The organism is Streptomyces sp. NPDC051172, assembly GCF_040682555.1.
Lineage (GTDB): Bacteria > Actinomycetota > Actinomycetes > Streptomycetales > Streptomycetaceae > Streptomyces.
Genome location: NZ_JBFBBE010000008.1, coordinates 143,982 through 165,056, shown reverse-complemented (window position 1 = coordinate 165,056; position 21,075 = coordinate 143,982). Strand labels below are relative to the sequence as shown.

The 21,075-nt window shown below is 67.8% G+C and carries 15 protein-coding genes; 12 read left to right on the top strand and 3 right to left on the bottom strand.

Annotated elements, in window-relative coordinates; translation table 11 throughout:
• The first annotated feature begins 7 nt into the window (after window positions 1–7).
• The 3 genes from AB0N07_RS07210 (at window position 8) to AB0N07_RS07200 (ending at window position 2,595) form a co-directional block, all read left to right on the top strand.
• Window positions 8–370: a hypothetical protein gene (locus tag AB0N07_RS07210; RefSeq protein ID WP_365832953.1), complete on the top strand. Its 363-nt coding sequence runs from the start codon at window positions 8–10 to the stop codon at window positions 368–370.
• Window positions 367–1,854 (top strand): ATP-binding protein, encoded by a 1,488-nt coding sequence (locus tag AB0N07_RS07205; protein WP_365832950.1) that lies wholly within the window; start codon window positions 367–369, stop codon window positions 1,852–1,854. Before AB0N07_RS07210 ends, AB0N07_RS07205 begins: the two co-directional genes overlap by 4 nt.
• A 141-nt stretch (window positions 1,855–1,995) precedes the next feature.
• Complete coding sequence (locus tag AB0N07_RS07200; protein ID WP_365832948.1) at window positions 1,996–2,595, top strand: HD domain-containing protein; 600 nt, start codon at window positions 1,996–1,998, stop codon at window positions 2,593–2,595.
• 10 nt (window positions 2,596–2,605) lie between these two features.
• Here the strand turns inward: AB0N07_RS07200 and AB0N07_RS07195 are convergent, their stop codons facing one another.
• Window positions 2,606–3,214, bottom strand: coding sequence for a Uma2 family endonuclease (locus AB0N07_RS07195; protein ID WP_365832946.1), 609 nt, complete (start codon window positions 3,212–3,214; stop codon window positions 2,606–2,608).
• A 261-nt stretch (window positions 3,215–3,475) separates the two neighbouring features.
• On the opposite strand from AB0N07_RS07195, the gene AB0N07_RS07190 reads away from it, so the two are divergent.
• A complete protein-coding gene (locus AB0N07_RS07190; protein ID WP_365832944.1) occupies window positions 3,476–4,549 on the top strand; it encodes a lytic polysaccharide monooxygenase in 1,074 nt (357 codons plus the stop codon).
• 211 nt (window positions 4,550–4,760) lie between these two features.
• Here AB0N07_RS07190 and AB0N07_RS07185 read toward each other — a convergent pair whose 3' ends face one another.
• Complete coding sequence (locus AB0N07_RS07185) at window positions 4,761–8,564, bottom strand: GH92 family glycosyl hydrolase (RefSeq protein WP_365832942.1); 3,804 nt, start codon at window positions 8,562–8,564, stop codon at window positions 4,761–4,763.
• 365 nt (window positions 8,565–8,929) lie between these two features.
• On the opposite strand from AB0N07_RS07185, the gene ngcE reads away from it, so the two are divergent.
• Window positions 8,930–10,384, top strand: a complete 1,455-nt coding sequence (gene ngcE / locus AB0N07_RS07180; RefSeq protein WP_365832940.1) for an N-acetylglucosamine/diacetylchitobiose ABC transporter substrate-binding protein — start codon at window positions 8,930–8,932, stop codon at window positions 10,382–10,384.
• Between the two features lie 58 nt (window positions 10,385–10,442).
• Complete coding sequence (locus AB0N07_RS07175; RefSeq protein WP_365832938.1) at window positions 10,443–11,369, top strand: sugar ABC transporter permease; 927 nt, start codon at window positions 10,443–10,445, stop codon at window positions 11,367–11,369.
• 38 nt (window positions 11,370–11,407) lie between these two features.
• Here the strand turns inward: AB0N07_RS07175 and AB0N07_RS07170 are convergent, their stop codons facing one another.
• Window positions 11,408–12,604, bottom strand: coding sequence for an RNA-guided endonuclease TnpB family protein (locus AB0N07_RS07170; protein WP_365832936.1), 1,197 nt, complete (start codon window positions 12,602–12,604; stop codon window positions 11,408–11,410).
• 149 nt (window positions 12,605–12,753) lie between these two features.
• Here AB0N07_RS07170 and AB0N07_RS07165 point away from each other — a divergent pair, with 149 nt between their 5' ends.
• From AB0N07_RS07165 to dxs, 6 genes are all read left to right on the top strand, one after another.
• Window positions 12,754–13,677, top strand: coding sequence for a carbohydrate ABC transporter permease (locus AB0N07_RS07165; protein ID WP_365832934.1), 924 nt, complete (start codon window positions 12,754–12,756; stop codon window positions 13,675–13,677).
• Between the two features lie 205 nt (window positions 13,678–13,882).
• Window positions 13,883–15,082, top strand: coding sequence for an ROK family transcriptional regulator (locus AB0N07_RS07160; RefSeq protein WP_365832932.1), 1,200 nt, complete (start codon window positions 13,883–13,885; stop codon window positions 15,080–15,082).
• A gap of 135 nt (window positions 15,083–15,217) precedes the next feature.
• Complete coding sequence (locus AB0N07_RS07155) at window positions 15,218–16,306, top strand: substrate-binding domain-containing protein (protein ID WP_365832930.1); 1,089 nt, start codon at window positions 15,218–15,220, stop codon at window positions 16,304–16,306.
• Window positions 16,307–16,558: 252 nt separating this feature from the next.
• Window positions 16,559–17,350 carry an ATP-binding cassette domain-containing protein gene (locus AB0N07_RS07150; RefSeq protein WP_365832928.1) on the top strand — a complete coding sequence of 264 codons (792 nt, stop codon included), beginning with the start codon at window positions 16,559–16,561 and terminating at the stop codon, window positions 17,348–17,350.
• Window positions 17,347–18,669 carry a sugar ABC transporter permease gene (locus AB0N07_RS07145; protein ID WP_365832926.1) on the top strand — a complete coding sequence of 441 codons (1,323 nt, stop codon included), beginning with the start codon at window positions 17,347–17,349 and terminating at the stop codon, window positions 18,667–18,669. The genes AB0N07_RS07150 and AB0N07_RS07145 overlap by 4 nt, the downstream gene beginning before the upstream one ends.
• 444 nt (window positions 18,670–19,113) lie before the next feature.
• A complete protein-coding gene (dxs, locus tag AB0N07_RS07140) occupies window positions 19,114–21,042 on the top strand; it encodes a 1-deoxy-D-xylulose-5-phosphate synthase (RefSeq protein WP_365832924.1) in 1,929 nt (642 codons plus the stop codon).
• The last annotated feature ends 33 nt before the right edge of the window (window positions 21,043–21,075 follow it).

The following is a 21,075-nucleotide window of genomic DNA, read 5'->3' as shown; positions in this document are numbered from 1 at the left end:
TCGAGACATGTCAGGCACCTCCGTGTCCCGGACCGACCGGGTCCGCGTCCTCGTCGTCGACGACGAGCCCACGCTCACCGAAGCGCCGCCCGCCGCCACCGAGGCGGGCCGGCGGCTCCACCCGGCCGCCGTCGACCGCAGCGCACTGCGGCCCGCCCGCGACGCGGTGGAGCACCGCATCGACGGCCTCCGGAGCGGCGCCGACCACTCCGTACGCGTCCTCGGCGACCTCGTGCCGACCCGGGAGACCCGCGAGGTGCACCGCGCAGGCCGGCCGATCCGGCTCACGGCCAGGGAGTGCGACCTGCCGGTGATCCACAGCGTGCGGGGGACGGGGTACTCCATCAGGTCCGCGGAGGACGGCAGATGACCGCCCGCCCGGTCGCACGCTCCCTGCGCGCCCGGCTGCTGCTCTTCGTCGGAGCCACCCTCGTCGTCGTGTGTGCGGCGACGACGTTCACCACCGCCGTGGTCCAACGGGCCTTCCTCATGGGCGAGTTGGACGGACGCGTCAGCAATGCCGCCGAGCGCAGCCTGGGCGGGGCCGCTCTGCACCGGGACGACAGGGCGAACCTCTCCTTCCTCACCGAGAACGGTCACCCCGTCGGCATGATCGCCGCCCGCCTCGACGACCACGGCACGGTCCTCTCGGCGGCGATCGTCAGCCAGGACGCCCCGCCGCAGAACCTGACGACCCCCCAGCGCGCCGCGCTGAAGGGCATCGCGCCCAACGGCTCCAAGCACACCGTCACCGTGCCCGGCCTCGGCACCTACCGGGTCGCCGGGCTCGACTCGGCCGGGGTCCGCGTCCTCGCCGGACTCCCCATGGACGACGTACAGCACATGATCGACGGACTGGTCGAGGCCGAGGCGCTCGTCGCGGCCACCGGCCTTGCCGCCGCGTGCATCGTCTGCGCCGTGGTCATACGACGCCAGCTGCGCCCCCTCGGCCGGGTCGCCGCCACCGCGGTCGAGGTCTGCCGCTCCCCGCTCGGCCGCGGCGATGTCACCGGCCTCACCCGTGTCACCGCCCGGGATGCCGACCCGGCCGACGAGGTCGGCCAGGTCGGCGCCGCCCTCAACCGGATGATCGACCACGTCGAGACCTCCCGCGCCGAACGCCGGCGCAGCGAGGAGCGGATGCGCCGCTTCCTGGCCGACGCGAGCCACGAACTGCGCACCCCCCTCGCGTCCATCGCGGGCTACGCGGAACTGATGAACCGCGGCACGGACCGCATCGAGCCGGTGCTCGCCTGGCGCCGCGTCTCGGCGGAGTCGGCCCGTATGACAGGCCTGGTCGAGGACCTGCTGCTGCTTGCCCGCCTCGACGAGGGCCGGCCGCTCCAGTCGGCCGAGGTCGACCTCGCGGCCGTGGTCGCGGAGGCCCTCTGGGAAGCACGAGCGTCGGACAGCGGCCACGACTGGCAACTCGCCCTCACTCTCGCCGAGACCCCGGCCCTGGTCACCGGCGACGAGGCCCGCCTCCACCAGGTGGTGGTCAACCTGCTGGCCAACGCCCGTGTGCACACACCCGCGGGCACCACGGTGGTCGCGGAGGTGGAGGCGACGCCACAGCGGTGCGTCGTCCGGGTGCGGGACAACGGGCCCGGTATCCCGGCCGAGTTGCTGCCGAGGGTTTTCGAGCGGTTCACCCGCGAGGACATGTCCCGTACCCGGACGGCGGGGGCGGACGGAGGGTCGGGACTGGGGCTGGCGATAGTGGAGTCCATCGTCTCGGCGCACGGGGGCCGCAGCACCGTGGAGAGCGCCCCGGGATGCTCCGAGTTCACCATCGAGCTACCGCCGGCGGGCGTCACGTCCAGGGAACAGGCGACAGCCGTCGCCTCCAGGTGACAGCTCGCGAAGCGCGGACATCCACCTTGCCACCGGAAATCATCGAGGCGCTGCACAATGCCGACATGAAGAGGTCACGCACTCCGGCGAGGACATGAAACGCTGCCACCGTGATGTCGAGGCCGGAATGAGGTGCGGAAGATGAGCAGAGGGCTACTCGGACGCGCGCTCCACGACCGCGGTGAGCCGCCCCTGCGCCCGCTGCCCGACCAAGTGGCCCAGCTCCTGGGCGGCTTGGACGCGCCGCCCCGCCTGGCGGCCCATCTCAGAGCCGTCCACGACGTGGCGCACCAACTCCTGGACTGGATGGCGCGGGAGCATCCGTCGATCCGACTGGACCGCGATGCCGCGCTGTTCGGGGCGGCCACGCACGACATCGGCAAGACGGCCCACCCCGCCGAGCTGTCGGGCCCCGGCTCCTCTCACGAGGCTGCCGGGCGCAAGCTGCTGCTGGCCCATGGCATCGCCCCGGAGTGGGCCCGGTTCGCGGCGACGCACGCCACCTGGACCCGTCCGGACATCGACCTCGAAGATCTGCTGGTCAGCGTCGCCGACAAGATCTGGAAGGGCAAGCGCGTCCAGGAGCTGGAGGACCTGGTCGTCGCCCGTCTCGCGGAAGCGAGCGGCCGGACGGTCTGGGAGGAGTTCCTGTCCTTCGACGACCTGCTCACGGCCATCGGCCAGGACGCCGACGCGCGACTGGCCTTCCAGGCGGCGTATCCGGTGGAGCGAGTGCGCTGAGACGGCGGGATCAGAACCCGAGGAACCCGTCGAGGTCGATCTCCACGGGATACGGCAGTTCGGTGACGAGCTTGTCGTGGTGCACGGGATGGGACGGCGCGAGGAAGTAAGAGAGGGTGTCCGCGTTGAGCCAGTACTCGTGCACCGCGAGCTTCTGGTCCCGGTCCAGTTCCACGCGCCAGTAGTACGGGACCCTGTGTGCGGCGAAGAGCGCGGGTTTGCGTACGCGGTCGTCCTGGCGGGAGCCGGGGGAGACGACTTCCACGACGAGCGACACCTTCCCCACCGGGACACACTCGAGCTCGAAGAAGTCCAGCTTCCGTGGATCGAAGACGATCACGTCGGGCTTGGGCGTGTTCTGGTCGTCCACCATCACGCACTGCTCGGCCACGACCTCGTACGGCTGGGTACGTGCCGCCTCCAGGGCGGCCACGATCTTGTCCCGTACACGGTTATGCCAGTACCTGGTCCGTCCTCGAACCACGATCCGTCCATCCACGAGTTCCCAGTCGAAGGGCAGCTCCAAGTCCTTGACCTGGTCGAAGGTCCAGCCGTCTGCCGGCGGGAACATCCAGGTGTCCTCGGTGGCCTGCTGGGGTGTGGTCATCACTGCTCCCATGGACGCCAGTGTGGACGCCGATACGCGGAGTGATCGTACGTACGAAGGCGCCGCCACCCGAAGCGGCGATGCCACGGCGCGCCATTGACGCGCGCCATAACCGTTTACAACCACGCCCCACAGCGCTACCTTCCGCAACAGACGGGGTGGGAGCGCTCCCATGCAGGGCGACGGACCGGAACCCGCCGCTCTGTGGCGCCCCCACCCCGTCCACACCCGCACCCCGCATTCACCCGGCCGTACTCGAAGGATTTGTATGTCATGATCCTGACAAGCTCGCGCCGACCGGCGCGCCGATTAACGACCAGGGCTCTCTTCTTCGTTCTCGTCTCGCTCCTCGCCGCCATCCCCGCCTTCGCCCTCGTCGTCACGGCAGGCGGCAAGGCGCAAGCCCACGGCACCCCGATGAAACCCGGCAGCCGCACCTTCCTGTGCTGGCGGGACGGCCTCACCAGCACCGGTGAGATCAAACCGGTCAACCCGGCCTGCAAGGCGGCCCAACAGGTCAGCGGGACCACGCCGTTCTACAACTGGTTCTCCGTGCTGCGCTCCGACGGCGCAGGCCGCACCCGCGGCTTCGTCCCGGACGGTCAGCTGTGCAGCGGCGGCAACCCCGGCTTCACCGGGTTCAACCTCCCGCGCAACGACTGGCCGCTCACCCATCTCACCTCGGGCGCGACCGTCGACTTCTCGTACAACGCCTGGGCGGCGCACCCGGGTTGGTTCCACGTCTACATCACCAAGGACGGCTTCGACCCGACCAAGCCCCTCACCTGGGACGACATCGAGGACAAGCCCTTCCTCACCGTCGACCACCCGCCCCTCAACGGCACCCCGGGCACGGTCGAGGCCAACTACTCCTGGACGGGGCAACTGCCCACCGGCAAGTCGGGCCGCCACATCATCTACATGGTCTGGCAGCGCTCGGACAGCGCGGAGACCTTCTACTCCTGCTCCGACGTCGTCTTCGACGGCGGCAACGGCGAGGTCACGGGCATCCACGACCCCGGCAACCCGACCGACCCCGTACCGGGCAAGTGCGAGGCCGTCCGCAGGACCACCAACAGCTGGAACGGCGGCTACCAGTCCGAGGTGACCGTCACCAACACCGGCGACGTCCCGATGCTGGGCTGGATGGTCGACTGGACGCTGCCGGGCGGCCAGAAGGTCGACAGTCTGTGGAACGGCAACGCGACCTACGAGAGCCAGGACGTGATGGTCCACAACGCCGACTGGAACGGTTCGCTGGATCCGGGGAAGAGCACGACCTTCGGATACGTCGTAACGGGCGACGGCGGTGATACGGCGACGAGCCTGCCCTGCCGGGTCGGCTGAACCGCCGCTCAGGGCGGACCCGGTGGCGATGGGTCGTCCACCGGGTCCGCGAGCCGGTGCAGGCCGGGGGAGTACCTGCCCGGGGAGTGTTGGCCTGTGGCGACACAGAAATGCGACGACAACGTTGTCGCGTGGTCTACACAAGACAGTACCGCGTCAACCGACAACTCTGTCAAACCAGTTGACGCGGTCAGGCCCGCAACACTGCTATTCAGGCCAGCAGTTCGACTTCCGACACCACCGCCTCGCCGTCCAGCACCAGCCGGTACTTTCCGTACGTCCCCGGAGAGCCCACCGTGAACGCGCGTGTCTGCCGGTCCCAGGCGAAGGACTCGCCGGACCGTTTGTCGAGGGTCCGCCAGGTGGTGCCGTCGTCGTCCGATCCCTGAAGCGTCCAGCCAGTCGGCGCCTTCGTGTGGTCGGCGGACGAAGTCAGCGTGTACTGAAGGCCCTTGACCGGCCCGGACACCGGAAGGTCCACTGATGTGACGGTGGCTTCCGTAGCCGAGGTGTCGTCGAACAGCGGCCCCTCGCCCTTCAGCACGTCCGCACGCGGCGTCGGCACCTTGTCGTCCTGGGTGATCGACACGGGTGCCGCGTTCCTGCCCGTGCCCCAGGACGAGGGCTTCGCGCTCATGTCGAACTCCAGGACCCCGCCCTTGGAGAGCAGCGAGTGGGGGAGCGAAGTCGAGTTCCACGCCCGCCCGTTGAAGCGCACGCCCTGGACGTAGATGTTCCTGCGGCTGTTCCCGGGCGCCTTGACCACCAGGTCGTGGCCGTTCTCCAGATGCACGGTGGCCTTGGTGAACAGCGGGGAGCCGATGGTGTACTCACCGCTGCCCATGACGAGCGGGTAGAAGCCGAGGGCCGAGAAGAGGTACCAGCCCGACTGCTCGCCGTTGTCCTCGTCGCCGTGGTAGCCCTGGCCGATCTCGCTGCCGGTGTAGAGCCGCGAGAGGATCTCGCGCACCTTCTCCTGCGTCTTCCACGGCTGTCCGGCCGCGTCGTACAGATAGGGGATGTGGTGGGCGGGCTGGTTGGACTGCCCGAGCATGCCCATCCGGGTGTCCCGGGCCTCGGTCATCTCGTGGATGACGCCGCCGTAGGACCCGGCGAACTGCGGGTCGGCCGTCTCCGGGGTCGAGAAGAACCGGTCCAGCTTCTTGGCCAGCGCGCCCCTGCCGCCGTACAGGTTCGCCAGGCCCCGGGTGTCCTGCGGGACGGTGAAGGCGTAACCCCAGCCGTTGCTCTCGGTGTAGTCGTAGCCCCACACCCGTGGGTCGTACTTGGACGCGTCGAGTCGCCAGTCGCCCCGGTCGTTTCGGCCCTGGAAGAAGTCGGCCGACTTGTCGTAGAGGTTGACATAGTCCTGAGCGCGGTTGAGGAAGTACTCGGACTCCTCCTTGTACCGCTCCTCACCGGTCTTCGCGTAGAGGGCCTGGCCCATCCGGGCGATGCCGTAGTCGTTGTTGTAGCCGTCCATCGCCCACGAGAAGCCCTCGTTGGTGGAGGTCGTGGTGTAGCCGAGGAAGGGCGAGGTCGCCATGCCCTTGCGGCCCACGCCCGACATCGGCGGGACGACCGTCGCGTTCTTCACGGCCGCTTCGTACGCCGCCTTCGCGTCGAACTTCACGCCCTTGACATACGCGTCCGCGAACGCCACGTCAGAGGAGGTGCCGGTCATCAGATCCGCGTATCCGGGGGAGGACCAGCGCGAGGTCCAGCCGCCGTCCTTGTACTGCTGCACGAACCCGTCCACCATCTCGCCCGCCTGACCGGGCGTCAGCAGTGAGTACGCCGGCCAGGTCGTCCGGTAGGTGTCCCAGAAGCCGTTGTTGACGTACACCTTGCCGTCCACGATCTTCGCGCCGGTGTGCGTCGGTGTGTCCTGGCTGGGCATCGGCGAGAACGGGGAGGCGTACTGGTACGCCGAACCGACCTTCTCGAAGCCGGAGTTGGGGTACAGGTACAGCCGGTACATGGACGAGTACAGCGTGGTCAGCTGGTCCGGCGTCGCGCCCTCGACCTCGACCTTGCCGAGCAGGCGGTCCCAGATCCGCTGGGCGCGGTTCTTCACCGCGTCGAAGGACGTGCCGTCCGGGATCTCCTGACCGAGGTTGTCCTTGGCCTGGTCGATGCTGATGAGCGAGGTGGCGAGGCGGAGGGTGACCGTGTGGTCCTCGCCGGCGGCGAAGCGCAGATAGCCCTTGACCCCGCTCGACGAGCCGTCCGTCACCTTCTTGTCGAAGACGCCGTACACGAACAGCCGGGTCGCGCCGGTCGACAGCCCGGACTTCACGTCCGAGTAGCCGGTGACGATCCCGTTGTCCTTGTCGAGGGTGAGCCCTGCCTGCTCCGTCACATTGTCGAAGATCACGCTCGCGTCGTCGCCGGGGTAGGTGAACCGGAGCGCCGCCGCATGGTCGGTGGGGGCCATCTCGGCCTTCAGGCCGTTCTCGAACCGCACCCCGTAGTAGTACGGCCGCGCGGTCTCGTTCTCGTGCCGGAAGGCCAGCTCACGGGCCTGACGGCCGGTGTCCGGGGCGCCCGGCGCGGCGGACGGCATCACCTGGAAGGTCTGCCGGTCGCCCATCCACGGGCTCGGCTCGTGACTGGCACTGAACGCCTGGATCGTCGGCAGGTTGTCGTCGTTGTTCGCACGCGCATAGTCGTACAGCCAGCTCAGCGAGGACGCGTTGGTCACCGGCGTCCAGAAGTTGAAGCCGTGCGGCAGGGCGGTCGCGGGAAGGTTGTTGCCGCGCGAGAAGCCGCCGCTGGAGTTGGTGCCGCGGGTGGTGAGCGCGTAGTCGGACAGATGGGCCTTCGGCGGCTCCGGCGCGACCGGCCTGATCGCAATGTCGTCCAGCCAGCCGCGGAACTTCGCCGGGCCCCTGGGGGAGTCGTACGCCACCAGGATCCGGTCGACCGTCCTTCCGGCCGCGACCGACCCGATCTGCGAATCCACGTTGTTCCACTGGTTGACGTAGAGGGCCTTCGAGGCGCCCTGGCCCTGCGGCGACAGCGTGAACCCGTGCTGGTCCCTCGCGCCGAGATCGCTCAGATAGGTGCCGTCCGTGAAGGCGAGATCCACCGACACGTTCGTGGCGTCGTAGTCGCGGTCCCCGTCCGCCATCGACGGGAAGATCCGGTACGACAGCCGGGTGTTCCGGCCGACGGCCACGTTCACGTCGAAGACCTTGTTGTACGAGTACGCCCGCCCGTCGCCGGTGTGCCGTCCGGCGTAACGCAGGGCTCTCTTTCCGGTGAACCCGGCGCCCGCCTTCGCGGTGGGCGATCCGCTCGGGCCGCGGTCCACCAGCGAGAGCATGTCCTGCGGGACGGGGCCGCCGCTGCCGCCCGTGGAGAACTGCACATCGGCCAGCTGCAGGATGTCCGCGCCGTTGTTCTTCGTGATGTCGAGCCGGAAGTGCTGGTACTCGGCCGGCTCGGCGAGGTCGTACGACCTGGTCTGGAAGCGCTCGGAGAAGGACTCGCCGGAGCGGGTGTCGACGGTCTTCCAGTCCTTGCCGTCCGTGGAGCCCTGCAGGCTCCAGTCCCTCGGATCGCGCTCGGCCACGTCATTGGCCGAGGTCAGCGCGTATGTAACCAGCTTGATCGGCTTGTCCAGGTCGAACTCGACCCAGCCGGTGGGCGCGAAGGTCAGCCACTTGGTGCCGGACTCGCCGTCCACGAGGTTCTCCTTCACCTCGCCGCCGTCCGTGTTCTCGGCGCTGGCGCGCACGTCCGTGACATGGTCGGTGACATTGCCCGGGATGCCGGTGCTGTAGCCGCCGTCGACACCGGAGGCCCGCTTGCTGCCGTCCGCCGCGGTGTCCACGGTGTTGAGCCAGTCCGGGGCCGGATCACCCGCCTCGAAGGAGGACGCGAACTCCCGGTCGGCCTTGGGCGGCGCGTCGGGCAGGGCGACCGCCGCCCCCTGCGAGCCCACCGCCATGACAAAGGCGGCCGTGACCACGACCGCCGGACCCCATCTGTGCCGAGCTCTGTGCCGCATACGCCAGCACCCTCCCTGCGCTCTGGACAACGTTGTCAACTGCGACGCGCAGAGACCAGTAGTGGGTCAAGTGCTCAGTGATGTCAAGGGTGTTGACTGTGGCATTCGGGGCGTATGTCGCGGATTTTTCCGGCAAGGTGGCCACAGGCGCCTCATATTTCCTGGAGGTCTCAACTCGGATAAGACCATTGGCCAACCTTGCATTCGATCTTGCTCCGTTGGCGGGAAGTGGACTATACCTGTCGGCGATTCACCCGATCCGTTCTTCACCATCCGCACTTCCTGCACGACCCTGCTGACCTGACCGCGGTGCCGGGGAGGATCCGGTTCACCGCCTGAGTCCTGGAGAAGGCGAGGACTTGAGCATGGGATCCACTTCTGCCGAGAACACCGGCAACGCGGGTGTCGGCCGCCGCGATCTGATCAAGCGGTCCGCTGCGCTCGGACTGATCTCCGTACCCACGATGAGTTTCCTGTCGGCCTGCGCGAGCAGTGGCGGCGGCGGCAACGAGAGCAAGGCCAAGGCGGGCAAGAAGACCGCCAAGAACCCGCTGGGCGTGAACGAGACCGCGGGTATGGAGTTCGTCCTGTTCGACGGCGGCTTCGGCAAGGAGTACGCCCAGGACGCCGTGAAGATCTACGAGAAGAACTTCCCCAAGGTGAAGGTGAAGTTCTCCGCCACCCAGAAGATCCAGTCCACGCTCCAGCCCCGCTTCAACCAGGGCACCCCGCCGGACCTCATCGACAACTCCGGCGCCGAGCAGATGGACATGGGCGTCCTGGTCGGCAAGAACCAGCTCTCCGACCTCACCCCGCTCCTTGACGCCCCGTCCTACGACGACCCGAACAAGAAGGTCCGCGACACGCTGCGCCCCGGCATCGTGGAGATGGGCCAGTTCGACGGCAACCCGGTCTGGATCATGTACTACGCCTACACGGTGTACGGCGTCTGGTACTCGCAGAAGGCGCTGGACTCGCTCGACGCGCAGTACCCGAAGACCTGGGACGAGATGCTCGCCGTGTGCGAGAAGGCCAAGAAGAAGGGCATGGCGGGCTGGACGTACGCGGGCAAGTACCCGTACTACATCCCCTTCTCGCTCTACCCGATGATCGGCAAGGTCGGCGGCCGCGAGGTCCTCGACGCCATCGACAACCTCGAGCCGAACGCCTGGAAGCACCCGGCCGTCAAGGCGTGTTTCGACGCCTACTACGAGCTCTACAAGAAGGGCTACATCCTCCAGGGCACCCCCGGCCTCGACCACATCCAGTCGCAGACCGCGTGGGCCAAGGGCAAGGCGCTGTTCATCCCGAACGGCTCCTGGGTGGAGAACGAGTCGGCGAACGTCATCCCCGCCGACTTCAACCTGGCGGTCTCCGCGCCCACCGGTATCGACAGCTCCGACAAGATGCCCTTCGGTACGATCTGGGCCTCCGGCGGCGAGCCCTTCATCGTCCCGGCCAAGGCGGCGAACCCCGAGGGCGGTATGGAGCAGCTGCGCATCATGCTCAGCGAGGCCTCCTCGAAGAACTTCACCACCAAGGTCAAGTCGCTGACCGCGTTCAACGGCGGCACCACCGGGATCTCCCTGACCCCGGGCCTGAAGTCCGGTGTCGCGGCGCTGAAGCTGGCCGGTAACAACGTGCTCAATCCGCGGCTCCAGGACTGGTACGTCCAGTTGCAGAAGGAGCAGATCGGTGTGGCGGGCCTCGGTGAGATGATGGCCGGCCGTATCACCCCGGCCGAAGCCATCAAGAAGATCCAGGGCTTCGCCGACGCGGCCGCCAAGGACACGTCGATCAAGCACTACAAGCACCAGTGAGGGCCCGTCACCAGCGGCAGCACAGGCAGCACCCGCCCAGAGATCGGGGTAGGTAGTAATGCAGCACGGCAAGTACCGGTTCATCGTGGGGTTTCTGGCGCTGCCCCTGGGGCTTTATGCGCTGTTCGTCGTCTGGCCGTTCATCCAGTCCATCTACTACTCGTTCACGGACTGGACCGGCCTGAGCCCCGAATTCAAGATGGTCGGCCTCGACAACTACAAAAGGCTGCTCGACGACGAGATCTTCTGGAAGTCGTTGCAGCACAGCCTGTTGTTCGCGTTGGTGCTGCCGGTGGTGACGATCAGTCTGGCGTTGTTCTTCGCCTTCATGATCAATGTGGGCGGGCGGAGGAGGCGGGGCGGCCCGGTGATTTCCGGTGTCCGCGGTTCGTCCTTCTACAAAATCGTCTACTTCTTCCCGCAGGTGCTCTCGATCGCGATCGTCGCCCTGCTGTTCGCCTTCGCGTACAACCCGGACAGCGGCGCGATCAACTCGCTGCTGCGGGGAATCGGGCTCGACAGCGTCCAGCCGCTCTGGCTGGGCGACCCGAGCCTGGCCCTGTGGTGCGTGATGGCGGTGCTGGTCTGGTCCTCGGTCGGCTTCTTCGTGGTCCTCTTCTCCGCCGGTATGGCCTCCATTCCGGCGGACCTGTACGAGGCCGCGCTGCTGGACGGGGCGAGCCGCGTCAGCACGTTCTTCCGGATCACCCTGCCCCTGCTGTGGGACACCGTGCAGTCCGGCTGGGTCTACATGGGAATCCTCGCGCTGGGAGCCGAGTCGTTCGCGGTCGTACAGATCATGACGACCGGGCCCGGCGGTCCCGACTACTCGACCACCGTCATGGTCCTGTACGTGTACCAGAAGGCGTTCCGTGACGGACAGGCCGCCTACGCGACCACCATCGGCGTCGCCCTGCTCATCGTCACGCTGGCCTTCGCGGCGATCGTGATGCGGCTGGGCCGGCGCGAGCGGCTGGAGTACTGATCAGTTGACTTCCTCCCCCGCCTGTCGGCGGGGGATTCCTACGGCTCGCGCCGTGGGATTTCCTGCTTCGTCGCCGACTGCCCGCCCGGAGTGCTCCGTTGAGGTCTTACACCGGCTCCACAGGCCGACACCGCCAGCCCGGCGGCCAAGAGGTTCTTCGCTGCGTTCACGTCCCGGTCGTGGGTCGTGCCACAGTTGTCGCACGTCCAGGTACGGACGTTGAGCGGCATCTTGCTCTGCAAGCTGCCGCAGGTGGAGCAGAGCTTGGTGGAGGGGAACCAGCGGTCGACCGCGATCACTTCGCGGCCGTACCACTCGGCCTTGTACTCCAGCAGGCTCCTGAACTCGCTCCACGCCGCATCGGAGATGGCACGGGCGAGATGGCCGTTCTTCAGCAGGTTCCGAACGGTGAGGTCCTCGATCACGATCGTTTGGTTTTCACGAACGAGTCGGGTGGTGATCTGATGCAGGTGGTCACGTCTACGATCGGCGATCGCGGCGTGAATCTTGGCGACCTTCCGGCGCGCCTTCTTCCGGTTGTTGCTGCCCTTGGCCTTGCGGGCATGCTCCCGCTGGGCCTTGGCCAGACGGGAGCGGTCGCGCCGCTCGTGCCGGAGATTGGTGATCTTCTCCCCGGTCGACAGGGTCAGCAAGTGGTCGAGCCCGGCGTCCACCCCGACAACCGTGCCGACGCCCGGGAGCGGCTTGACGGACGGATCCTCGCACAGCAGGGACACGTACCAGCGGCCCGCGCCGTCCTGGGACACGGTCACCATGGACGGCGACGCGCCTTCTGGGAGGGGGCGGGACCATACAACGTCGAGCGGTTCCGTCATCTTGGCCAGGATCAGCTCCCCGTCCCGGAAGCGGAACGCGCTGGACGTGTACTCGGCCGACTTGCGGGACTTCTTCTTCGACTTGAACCGTGGGTACTTGGCCCGCTTGGCGAAGAAGTGGGTGAACGCAGCCTGCAAGTGTCTCAGGCACTGCTGGAGCGGAACGGAGGAGACGTCGTTGAGGAACGCGAGTTCCTCGGTCTTCTTCCATGCCGTCAGCATCGCCGACGTCGCGTTGTAGTTGATCCGTTCCTGGCGCAGCGCCCACGCCTCGGTGCGTGCCGCGAGCGCGAGGTTGTAGACCTTCCGCACGCACCCGAACGTGCGCGACAGCTCGGCCGCCTGCGCATCGGTCGGATAGAAGCGGTACTTGAACGCCCGCTTCACGTGAGTGGTCATGGCTCACAAAATATCATGTCAACTTGTGAGCCGGTTCCCCGTTGGTGGACGCGGCGTCGTCCTGGCGGCGATCCGGCTGCCCCTGTCCTGCTCCGCGGGAGTACATTTCCCCCCGGCCTGAAGGCCAAGGTGTCCACGGAGGAACCCCGATGAAGACGACCGATACCCCCGCCTCCGTACCAGCCGAGTCCGGTGCCTCCGTCTCCAAGGTCGACGTCCCCTCCGCCGCGCCCGCGAAGGAGAAGAAGGAAGGCAACGTCCTCAACGTCTTCTCCCACGGGATGCTCGTCCTGTGGGCGTTCATGGTCGTCATGCCGCTGCTGTGGGCGGTGATGACCTCCTTCAAGGACGACAGCTCCATCTTCAGCTCGCCCTGGGCGCTGCCGGACAAGCTGCACTTCGACAACTGGGCGCGGGCCTGGACCGACGCCAACATGAGCGACTACTTCCTCAACACCATCCTGGTGGTGGGCGGTTCGCTCATCGGCACGCTGGTGCTCGGCTCGATGGCGGCGTACGTGCTCGCCCGGTTCGACTTCCCGGGCAACCGCTTCATCTACTTCCTCTTCATCGGCGGCATGAGCTTCCCGATCATGCTGGCGCTGGTCCCGTTGTTCTACGTCGTGAACAACATGGGTCTGCTGAACACCATCCACGGCCTGATCCTGGTCTACATCGCCTACTCGCTGCCGTTCACGGTCTTCTTCCTGACGGCGTTCTTCCGCACCCTGCCGACCTCGGTCGCGGAGGCGGCCTTCGTCGACGGGGCCTCGCACAGCCGGACGTTCTTCCAGATCATGCTGCCGATGGCCAAGCCCGGCCTGATCAGCGTGGGGATCTTCAACTTCCTCGGGCAGTGGAACCAGTACATGCTGCCGACGGTGCTCAACACCGACCCGGACAAGCGCGTGCTGACCCAGGGGCTGGTGCAGCTGGCGGCCAGTCAGGGGTACAAGGGCGACTGGTCAGGGCTCTTCGCCGGCCTGGTGATGGCGATGCTGCCGGTGCTCGCGGCGTACATCGTCTTCCAGCGGCAGGTGGTTCAGGGGCTGACGGCAGGCGCGCTGAAGTAGCGCTCCCACGCTCGGCGTGCGCGCCGTTCCCCGCGGCTCGGGGGAACGGCGCGCACGCGTCTGTGCGCGTGCGTCCGGGTGTGTTCAACGACCCGGAAACAGTTCAACCTCTTGACGGGAGGCGACCCGAACGGCTCAGCTTAGAGTTCACTAGTTGGACATAGACGGGGCCTCATCGAAGCGGTCCCGCGCGCAGGAGGTCGTCGTGGAGACTCCGGGGTCGCAGTCGTCACTGCACCGAGCCAACCTGGAGCGGGTCGTACGGGCCGTCCGGCTGGCCGGGTCGCTCACGCAGGCGGAGATCGCGAGGACCACAGGGCTGTCCGCGGCAACGGTCTCCAATATCGTCCGCGAGCTCAAGGACGGCGGAACGGTCGAGGTCACGCCCACATCGGCGGGCGGCCGAAGGGCCCGCAGCGTCTCTCTCAGCGGTGACGCCGGGATCGTCATCGGCGTGGACTTCGGGCACACGCATTTGCGCGTCGCGGTCGGGAACCTCGCCCACCAGGTGCTGGCCGAGGAGTCCGAGCCGTTGGACGTGGACGCCTCCTCGGCGCAGGGCTTCGACCGGGCGGAAGAGCTGGTCAATCGCCTGATTGCAGCAACGGGTGTCGACCGGTCCAAAGTCGCGGGCGTGGGCCTCGGCGTGCCCGGTCCGATCGACGTCGAGTCCGGCACCCTCGGCTCGTCCGCGATCCTGCCCGGCTGGATCGGTACAAAGCCCGCCGAGGAGCTGCGGGGGCGGCTCGGCGTGCCCGTGCACGTGGACAACGACGCCAACCTCGGCGCCCTCGGCGAGCTGGTCTGGGGCAGTGGCCGGGGGGTCAGGGACCTGGCGTACATCAAGGTCGCGAGCGGTGTCGGCGCGGGTCTGGTGATCAACGGGACGATCTACCGGGGTCCCGGTGGCACCGCAGGAGAAATCGGACATATTACACTCGACGAATCCGGCCCTGTCTGCCGCTGCGGTAACCGGGGATGCCTGGAAACCTTTGCGGCAGCGCGCTATGTGCTTCCGTTGCTCCAGTCGAGCCACGGCACCGACCTCACGATGGAAGGCGTCGTGCGGCTGGCCAGGGACGGGGACCCGGGCTGCCGTCGGGTGATCGCCGACGTCGGCCGTCACATCGGTTCCGGAGTTGCCAATCTCTGCAATCTGCTGAACCCGAGCCGGGTGGTCCTGGGTGGTGATCTCGCCGAGGCCGGTGAGCTGGTGCTCGGGCCGATCAGGGAGTCGGTCGGCCGCTATGCCATCCCCAGTGCGGCACGCCAACTGTCCGTTCTCCCAGGGGCACTTGGGGGCCGTGCGGAGGTGCTCGGAGCGCTCGCTCTCGCACTCAGCGAGATGGGCGATTCGACCCTTTTGGATGGCACTCTGTCGACTGCGACACCTGCCTTCACTTAGAGAACGCATGACGCCGTTGCCATCTCGTTAAGTATTTACTTCTTGACGTCGCACGTGTGGCCGAGTTGACTTCCAGCCACCTCGGCCGCAGCGTTGCGGCCCTGTCAGGGAGGCACCCCCAAAATGAACTCAACGATGCGTAAGGTCGTGATCGGTACGACCGCGGTCTCGATGGCTCTGGCTGTGGCCGCTTGTGGTAAGGCCGGCGACAACAACAAGAAGTCCTCGGGCGGCACCTCGGGCGGCAACACGTCGATCGGCCTGCTTCTTCCCGACAACACCCAGACCCGCTACGAGCAGTTCGACCGGCCGCTCTTCGAGGCCAAGGTCAAGGCCCTCTGCTCCGGCTGCTCCGTGCAGTACGCCAACGCCAACGCCGACGCGGCCAAGCAGGCGCAGCAGGTCAGCAGCATGATCACCAAGGGTGTCAAGGTCATCGTGATCAGCGCCCAGGACTCCGCGGCCATCAAGTCCTCCATCCAGACCGCGGTGAACAAGGGCATCAAGGTCGTCGCGTACGACCGTCTCGCGCAGGGCCCGGTCTCCGCGTACATCTCCTTCGACAACGTCAAGGTCGGCGCCCTGCAGGGCCAGGCGCTGCTCACCTCGCTGGGCTCGAAGGCGTCCAAGAGCTCCAAGGTCGTCATGATCAACGGTGACGACGCCGACCCGAACGCCGCGCAGTTCAAGAAGGGCGCGCACCAGGCCCTCGACGGCAAGGTCAACATCGCCTACGAGCAGTCCGGCCTCTGGAAGGACACGGTCGCCGCCCAGAAGATGTCCGCGGCCATCACCCAGCTCGGTGCCAAGAACATCGCGGGTGTCTACTCCGCCAACGACAGCATGGCCGGTGGCATCGCCAACACCCTCAAGGGCGCAGGCATCTCCGGTATCCCGCTGACCGGTCAGGACGCGGAGCTCGCCGCCATCCAGCGGATCCTCGCCGGCAGCCAGTCCAGCACCGTCTACAAGGCCTACAAGCCGGAGGCCGAGGGCGCCGCGACGCTCGCTGTCGACCTGGCCCAGGGCAAGAGCATCTCCTCCCTCACCACCACGACGCTGACCAGCGGCTCCGGTGACAAGGTGCCCTCCCAGCTGCTGACCCCGGTCTCGGTCACCAAGGCCAACATCAAGGACACGGTCGTCAAGGACGGTCTGTACACCGTCCAGCAGATCTGCACCAGCGCCTACGCCAGCGCCTGCAAGGCCGCCGGCCTCCAGTAGGCAAGCAGCCCGAGTGACTGCCCGGACCCCTGGGCAGTCACCGCAGCCGTGACCGCCCCGCGGCGGTCCCGCGAGACCTGTCCGGTGCCCGTCCCGGCTTTCATACCCCGCTACCGGGACGGGCACCGGACGGAACCGTTGCCAAGGGCAGCGGATTCGCGCATGTTCATCCTGTAAACCTCGTGCGTCTTCGCACACCTCTCCGCGCACTACCCCAAGCGCGGCATCCCCGCCGGTCAGGCGGCGAAGGAGATGGTTCACGTGTCCGCTACGCCCGTGCTGGCGTTGCGCGGAGTCTCCAAGCGATTCGGTGCGGTTCAGGCCCTCACCGATGTCGAACTGGAGGTCCACGCCGGAGAAGTCGTCGCCCTGGTCGGCGACAACGGCGCAGGGAAGTCGACCCTGGTCAAGACGATCGCCGGAGTCCACCCCATCGATGACGGCGTCATCGAGTGGGAGGGCCGGCCGGTCAGCATCAACAAGCCGCACGACGCCCAGGGACTCGGCGTCGCGACCGTCTACCAGGACCTCGCCCTGTGCGACAACCTTGACGTGGTCGGCAACCTCTACCTCGGACGCGAGCTGCTGCACCGCGGCGTCATCGACGAGGTGTCGATGGAGAAGAAGGCCCGCGAGCTGCTGAGCACGCTCTCCATCCGGATCCCGAGCGTGCGCATCCCGATCGCCAGCCTCTCCGGTGGCCAGCGTCAGGTCGTCGCCATCGCCCGCGCCCTGATCGGCGAGCCCAAGGTCGTCATCCTCGACGAGCCCACCGCCGCCCTCGGCGTCGAGCAGACCGCCCAGGTCCTCGACCTGGTCGAGCGGCTGCGCGAGCAGAACCTCGCCGTCATCCTCATCAGCCACAACATGGCCGACGTGAAGGCCGTCGCGGACACCGTCGCCGTCCTTCGCCTGGGCAGGAACAACGGTTCCTTCTCCGTGAAGGACACCAGTCACGAAGAGATCATCGCCGCGATCACCGGAGCCACGGAAAATGCCGTGACCCGTCGTGCGGGGCGTCGCAGCACGGAGGCGGCACAGTGAGCGACACGTCCAAGGTTTCCAAGACGGACAGCGCGCCGGAACAGCAGGAGACCGTGGCCCCGGCCGACGACCCGACGGCCGCTCCGGTCGCCGTCGTCGACCCGCGGCTGCTGGTCCGCGAAGAGGGCTTCAAGGGCTACCTCACCGAGTTCAAGCGCAAGGTGAAGGGCGGCGAGCTGGGCTCGCTGCCGGTCGTCATCGGCCTGATCATCATCTGGACCATCTTCCAGCTGAAGAACGACCGCTTCCTCAGCGCGGACAACCTCTCCAACATCAGCTACTACCTGTCGGCCACCGGCATGCTCGCCATCGGCCTGGTGTTCGTGCTGCTGCTCGGCGAGATCGACCTCTCCGTCGGCTCGGTCAGCGGCCTGGCCTCGACCGTCTTCGCCGTGTTCGTGGTCGAGCACGGGATGAACGACTGGCTCGCGCTGGTCCTGACGATCCTGACCGGTATCGGCATCGGTGCACTGCACGGCTTCTTCTTCGCCAGGATCGGCGTCCCGGCCTTCGTGGTGACACTCGCCGGCTTCCTCGGCTGGAACGGTCTGATGCTGTGGCTGCTGGGCTCCAGCGGCACCATCAACATCCCGGCCGACACCGGCCCGGTGCACCTGTTCGGCCAGAACTCCTTCTTCATGGACCAGGCCATCGTCGGCGCCTATCTGCTGGCCGGCCTCGGTGTCGTCCTGGCGCTGGTGGGTCAGTTCAACGAGCAGCGCCGCCGCCGGGCGGCCGGTGTGCCCTTCCGTCCCACCAGCGAGATCCTGGTGCGGGTGGCTCTGCTCGCCGTGGCCTCCTTCGCGGCCGCGGCGGTGCTGAACAACGCCGCCGGTGTCTCCAACGCCCTGGTGATCTTCCTCGCCTGCCTCGTGATCGTCGACTTCGTGCTGCGGCGCACCACCTTCGGCCGCAAGGTCTTCGCGGTCGGCGGCGGCATCGAGGCGGCCCGCCGTGCCGGTATCAGCGTGCCGGTGGTCCGCATCACCGTGTTCGCCATCTCCGGCATGTTCGCGGCGATCGGCGGCATGTTCTTCGCCGGCCAGACCGCGAGCGCGACGCTGACCGCCGGTGGCGGCAACACCCTGATGCTCGCCATCGCGGCGGCCGTCATCGGTGGTACGTCGCTGTTCGGCGGGCGGGGTTCGGTCTGGTCCGCGCTGCTGGGCATGCTGGTCATCCAGTCGATCCAGACCGGGCTTGACCTGCTCAACATGAACACGTCCATCCAGTACATGATCACGGGTGCGGTTCTGCTCGGTGCGGTGGTCATCGACTCCGTCAGCCGTAGGAGCCAGAAGGCTGCCGGTCGCGCGTAGCGCTCCGCGGTCGCGCCGTCGGGGTGCGGTGGTATTGCGGGTGCCGGTCCGTTGTGGCTGGTCGCGCAGTTCCCCGCGCCCCCGAAGGGGCCGCAAGCGGCCCCTCTTGTCGGCGTGTGTGGCTGGTCGCGCCCGCGCGGCGGTAGCCGCAAATCGATACAGCCCCGCGCCCTTGAAGAGGCCGCAGGCGGCCCCTCTTGTCGGCGTGTGTGGCTGGTCGCGCCCGCGCGGCGGTAGCCGCAAATCGATACAGCCCCGCGCCCCTGACGGGGCGCTCCTGGTGCCCGGTACCTCATTGGTGCCGGGCATTGTCGTGTCATAGGCCCCGGGGATCTTGGGTACAGCCCATCGCGTGACCTATCACGCACCGCCCGGGCGTCCGCCGCACGGGCGGAACATTAGACTCGACGAGCCCGGCAACAGCTCTACTGCAAGGAGGCACGGGTGCCGCTGCTGACCCGCATCAGGGGACCGCGCGATCTGGACCGGCTCAGCCTGGAGCAGCTGGACCAGCTGGCAGAGGAGATCCGGACCTTCCTCGTCGACGCCGTCTCCAAGACCGGCGGCCACCTCGGCCCCAACCTGGGCGTCGTCGAGCTCACCATTGCCCTGCACCGCGTCTTCGAATCCCCGAAGGACAAGGTGCTGTGGGACACGGGCCACCAGTCCTATGTGCACAAACTGCTCACCGGCCGCCAGGACTTCTCGAAGCTGAAGCAGAAGGGCGGCCTGTCCGGCTACCCCTCGCAGGCCGAGTCCGAGCACGACGTCATCGAGAACAGCCACGCCTCCACGGTGCTCGGCTGGGCCGACGGCCTCGCCAAGGCCAACCAGATCCTGGAGCGCGACGACCATGTGGTCGCCGTGATCGGTGACGGCGCCCTGACCGGCGGCATGGCCTGGGAGGCCCTCAACAACATCGCCGACGCCAAGGACCGCCCGCTCGTCATCGTCGTCAACGACAACGAGCGCTCGTACGCACCGACCATCGGCGGTCTCGCGAACCACCTCGCGACTCTTCGTACGACCGACGGGTACGAGCGGTTCCTGGCCCGCGGCAAGGACCTGCTGGAGCGCACGCCCGTCGTCGGCAGGCCGCTCTACGAGACCCTGCACGGCGCGAAGAAGGGCCTCAAGGACTTCATCGCCCCCCAGGGCATGTTCGAGGACCTCGGTCTGAAGTACGTCGGTCCCATCGACGGACACGACATCGAGGCACTGGAGTCCGCCCTCGCGCGGGCCAAGCGGTTCGGCGGCCCGGTGATCGTGCACTGCCTCACCGAGAAGGGCCGCGGCTACCAGCCCGCCCTCCAGGACGAGGCCGACCGCTTCCACGGCATCGGCCCGATCCACCCGGACACCGGCCTGCCCGTCAAGGCCTCCGGTGCCGACTGGACGTCCGTCTTCGGCGACGAGATGGTCCGGCTCGGCCGGGAACGCAAGGACATCGTCGCCATCACCGCGGCGATGCTGCAGCCGGTCGGCCTGAAGAAGTTCGCGGACGCCTTCCCGAACCGGATCTACGACGTCGGCATCGCCGAGCAGCACGCGGCCGTCTCCGCGGCGGGCCTCGCCACCGGCGGACTGCACCCCGTCTTCGCCGTGTACGCCACCTTCCTGAACCGGGCCTTCGACCAGGTCCTGATGGACGTCGCGCTGCACAAGTGCGGTGTCACCTTCGTCCTGGACCGGGCCGGCATCACCGGCACCGACGGCGCCTCCCACAACGGCATGTGGGACATGTCGATCCTGCAGGTGGTGCCGGGGCTCAGGCTCGCCGCGCCGCGCGACGCCGACCAGGTGCGCGCCCAACTGCGGGAGGCCGTCGAGGTCAAGGACGCGCCGACCGTGGTGCGCTTCTCCAAGGGCGCCGTCGGCCCCGCCGTACCCGCCGTGGGACGGGTGGGCGGCATGGACGTCCTTCGCGAGCCCGGCACGGACACCCCGGACGTGCTGCTCGTCTCCGTGGGCGCCCTGGCTCCGATGTGCCTGGAGATCGCCTCCCTGCTCGACAAGCAGGGCATCTCCACCACCGTCGTCGACCCGCGCTGGGTCAAGCCCGTCGACGAGGCCATGGCGCCGCTCGCGGAGCGGCACCGCGTGGTCGTCACCGTCGAGGACAACTCCCGTGTCGGCGGCGTCGGTTCGTCGATCGCGCAGTCCCTGCGCGACGCGGGCGTCGACGTACCGCTGCGCGACTTCGGCATCCCGCCGCGCTTCCTCGACCACGCCTCCCGCGCCGAGGTCATGACGGAGGTCGGGCTCACCGCCCCCGACATCGCCCGCCAGGTCACCGGCCTGGTCTCCAAGCTGGACGGCCGATTCGACCGTGAGGCGGCGGACGTCGACTCGGTGGAGCCCGCGCGCGACTGACCTGCCCGACACGACCGGATGGGCCGCTTCCGC

Coding starts and splice junctions, on each gene's coding strand:
- AB0N07_RS07210 (WP_365832953.1), top strand. CDS start 8: ATGTCAGGCACCTCCGTGTCCCGGACCGACCGGGTCCGCGTCCTCGTC.
- AB0N07_RS07205 (WP_365832950.1), top strand. CDS start 367: ATGACCGCCCGCCCGGTCGCACGCTCCCTGCGCGCCCGGCTGCTGCTC.
- AB0N07_RS07200 (WP_365832948.1), top strand. CDS start 1,996: ATGAGCAGAGGGCTACTCGGACGCGCGCTCCACGACCGCGGTGAGCCG.
- AB0N07_RS07195 (WP_365832946.1), bottom strand. CDS start 3,214: ATGGGAGCAGTGATGACCACACCCCAGCAGGCCACCGAGGACACCTGG.
- AB0N07_RS07190 (WP_365832944.1), top strand. CDS start 3,476: ATGATCCTGACAAGCTCGCGCCGACCGGCGCGCCGATTAACGACCAGG.
- AB0N07_RS07185 (WP_365832942.1), bottom strand. CDS start 8,564: ATGCGGCACAGAGCTCGGCACAGATGGGGTCCGGCGGTCGTGGTCACG.
- ngcE (WP_365832940.1), top strand. CDS start 8,930: ATGGGATCCACTTCTGCCGAGAACACCGGCAACGCGGGTGTCGGCCGC.
- AB0N07_RS07175 (WP_365832938.1), top strand. CDS start 10,443: ATGCAGCACGGCAAGTACCGGTTCATCGTGGGGTTTCTGGCGCTGCCC.
- AB0N07_RS07170 (WP_365832936.1), bottom strand. CDS start 12,604: ATGACCACTCACGTGAAGCGGGCGTTCAAGTACCGCTTCTATCCGACC.
- AB0N07_RS07165 (WP_365832934.1), top strand. CDS start 12,754: ATGAAGACGACCGATACCCCCGCCTCCGTACCAGCCGAGTCCGGTGCC.
- AB0N07_RS07155 (WP_365832930.1), top strand. CDS start 15,218: ATGCGTAAGGTCGTGATCGGTACGACCGCGGTCTCGATGGCTCTGGCT.
- AB0N07_RS07150 (WP_365832928.1), top strand. CDS start 16,559: ATGGTTCACGTGTCCGCTACGCCCGTGCTGGCGTTGCGCGGAGTCTCC.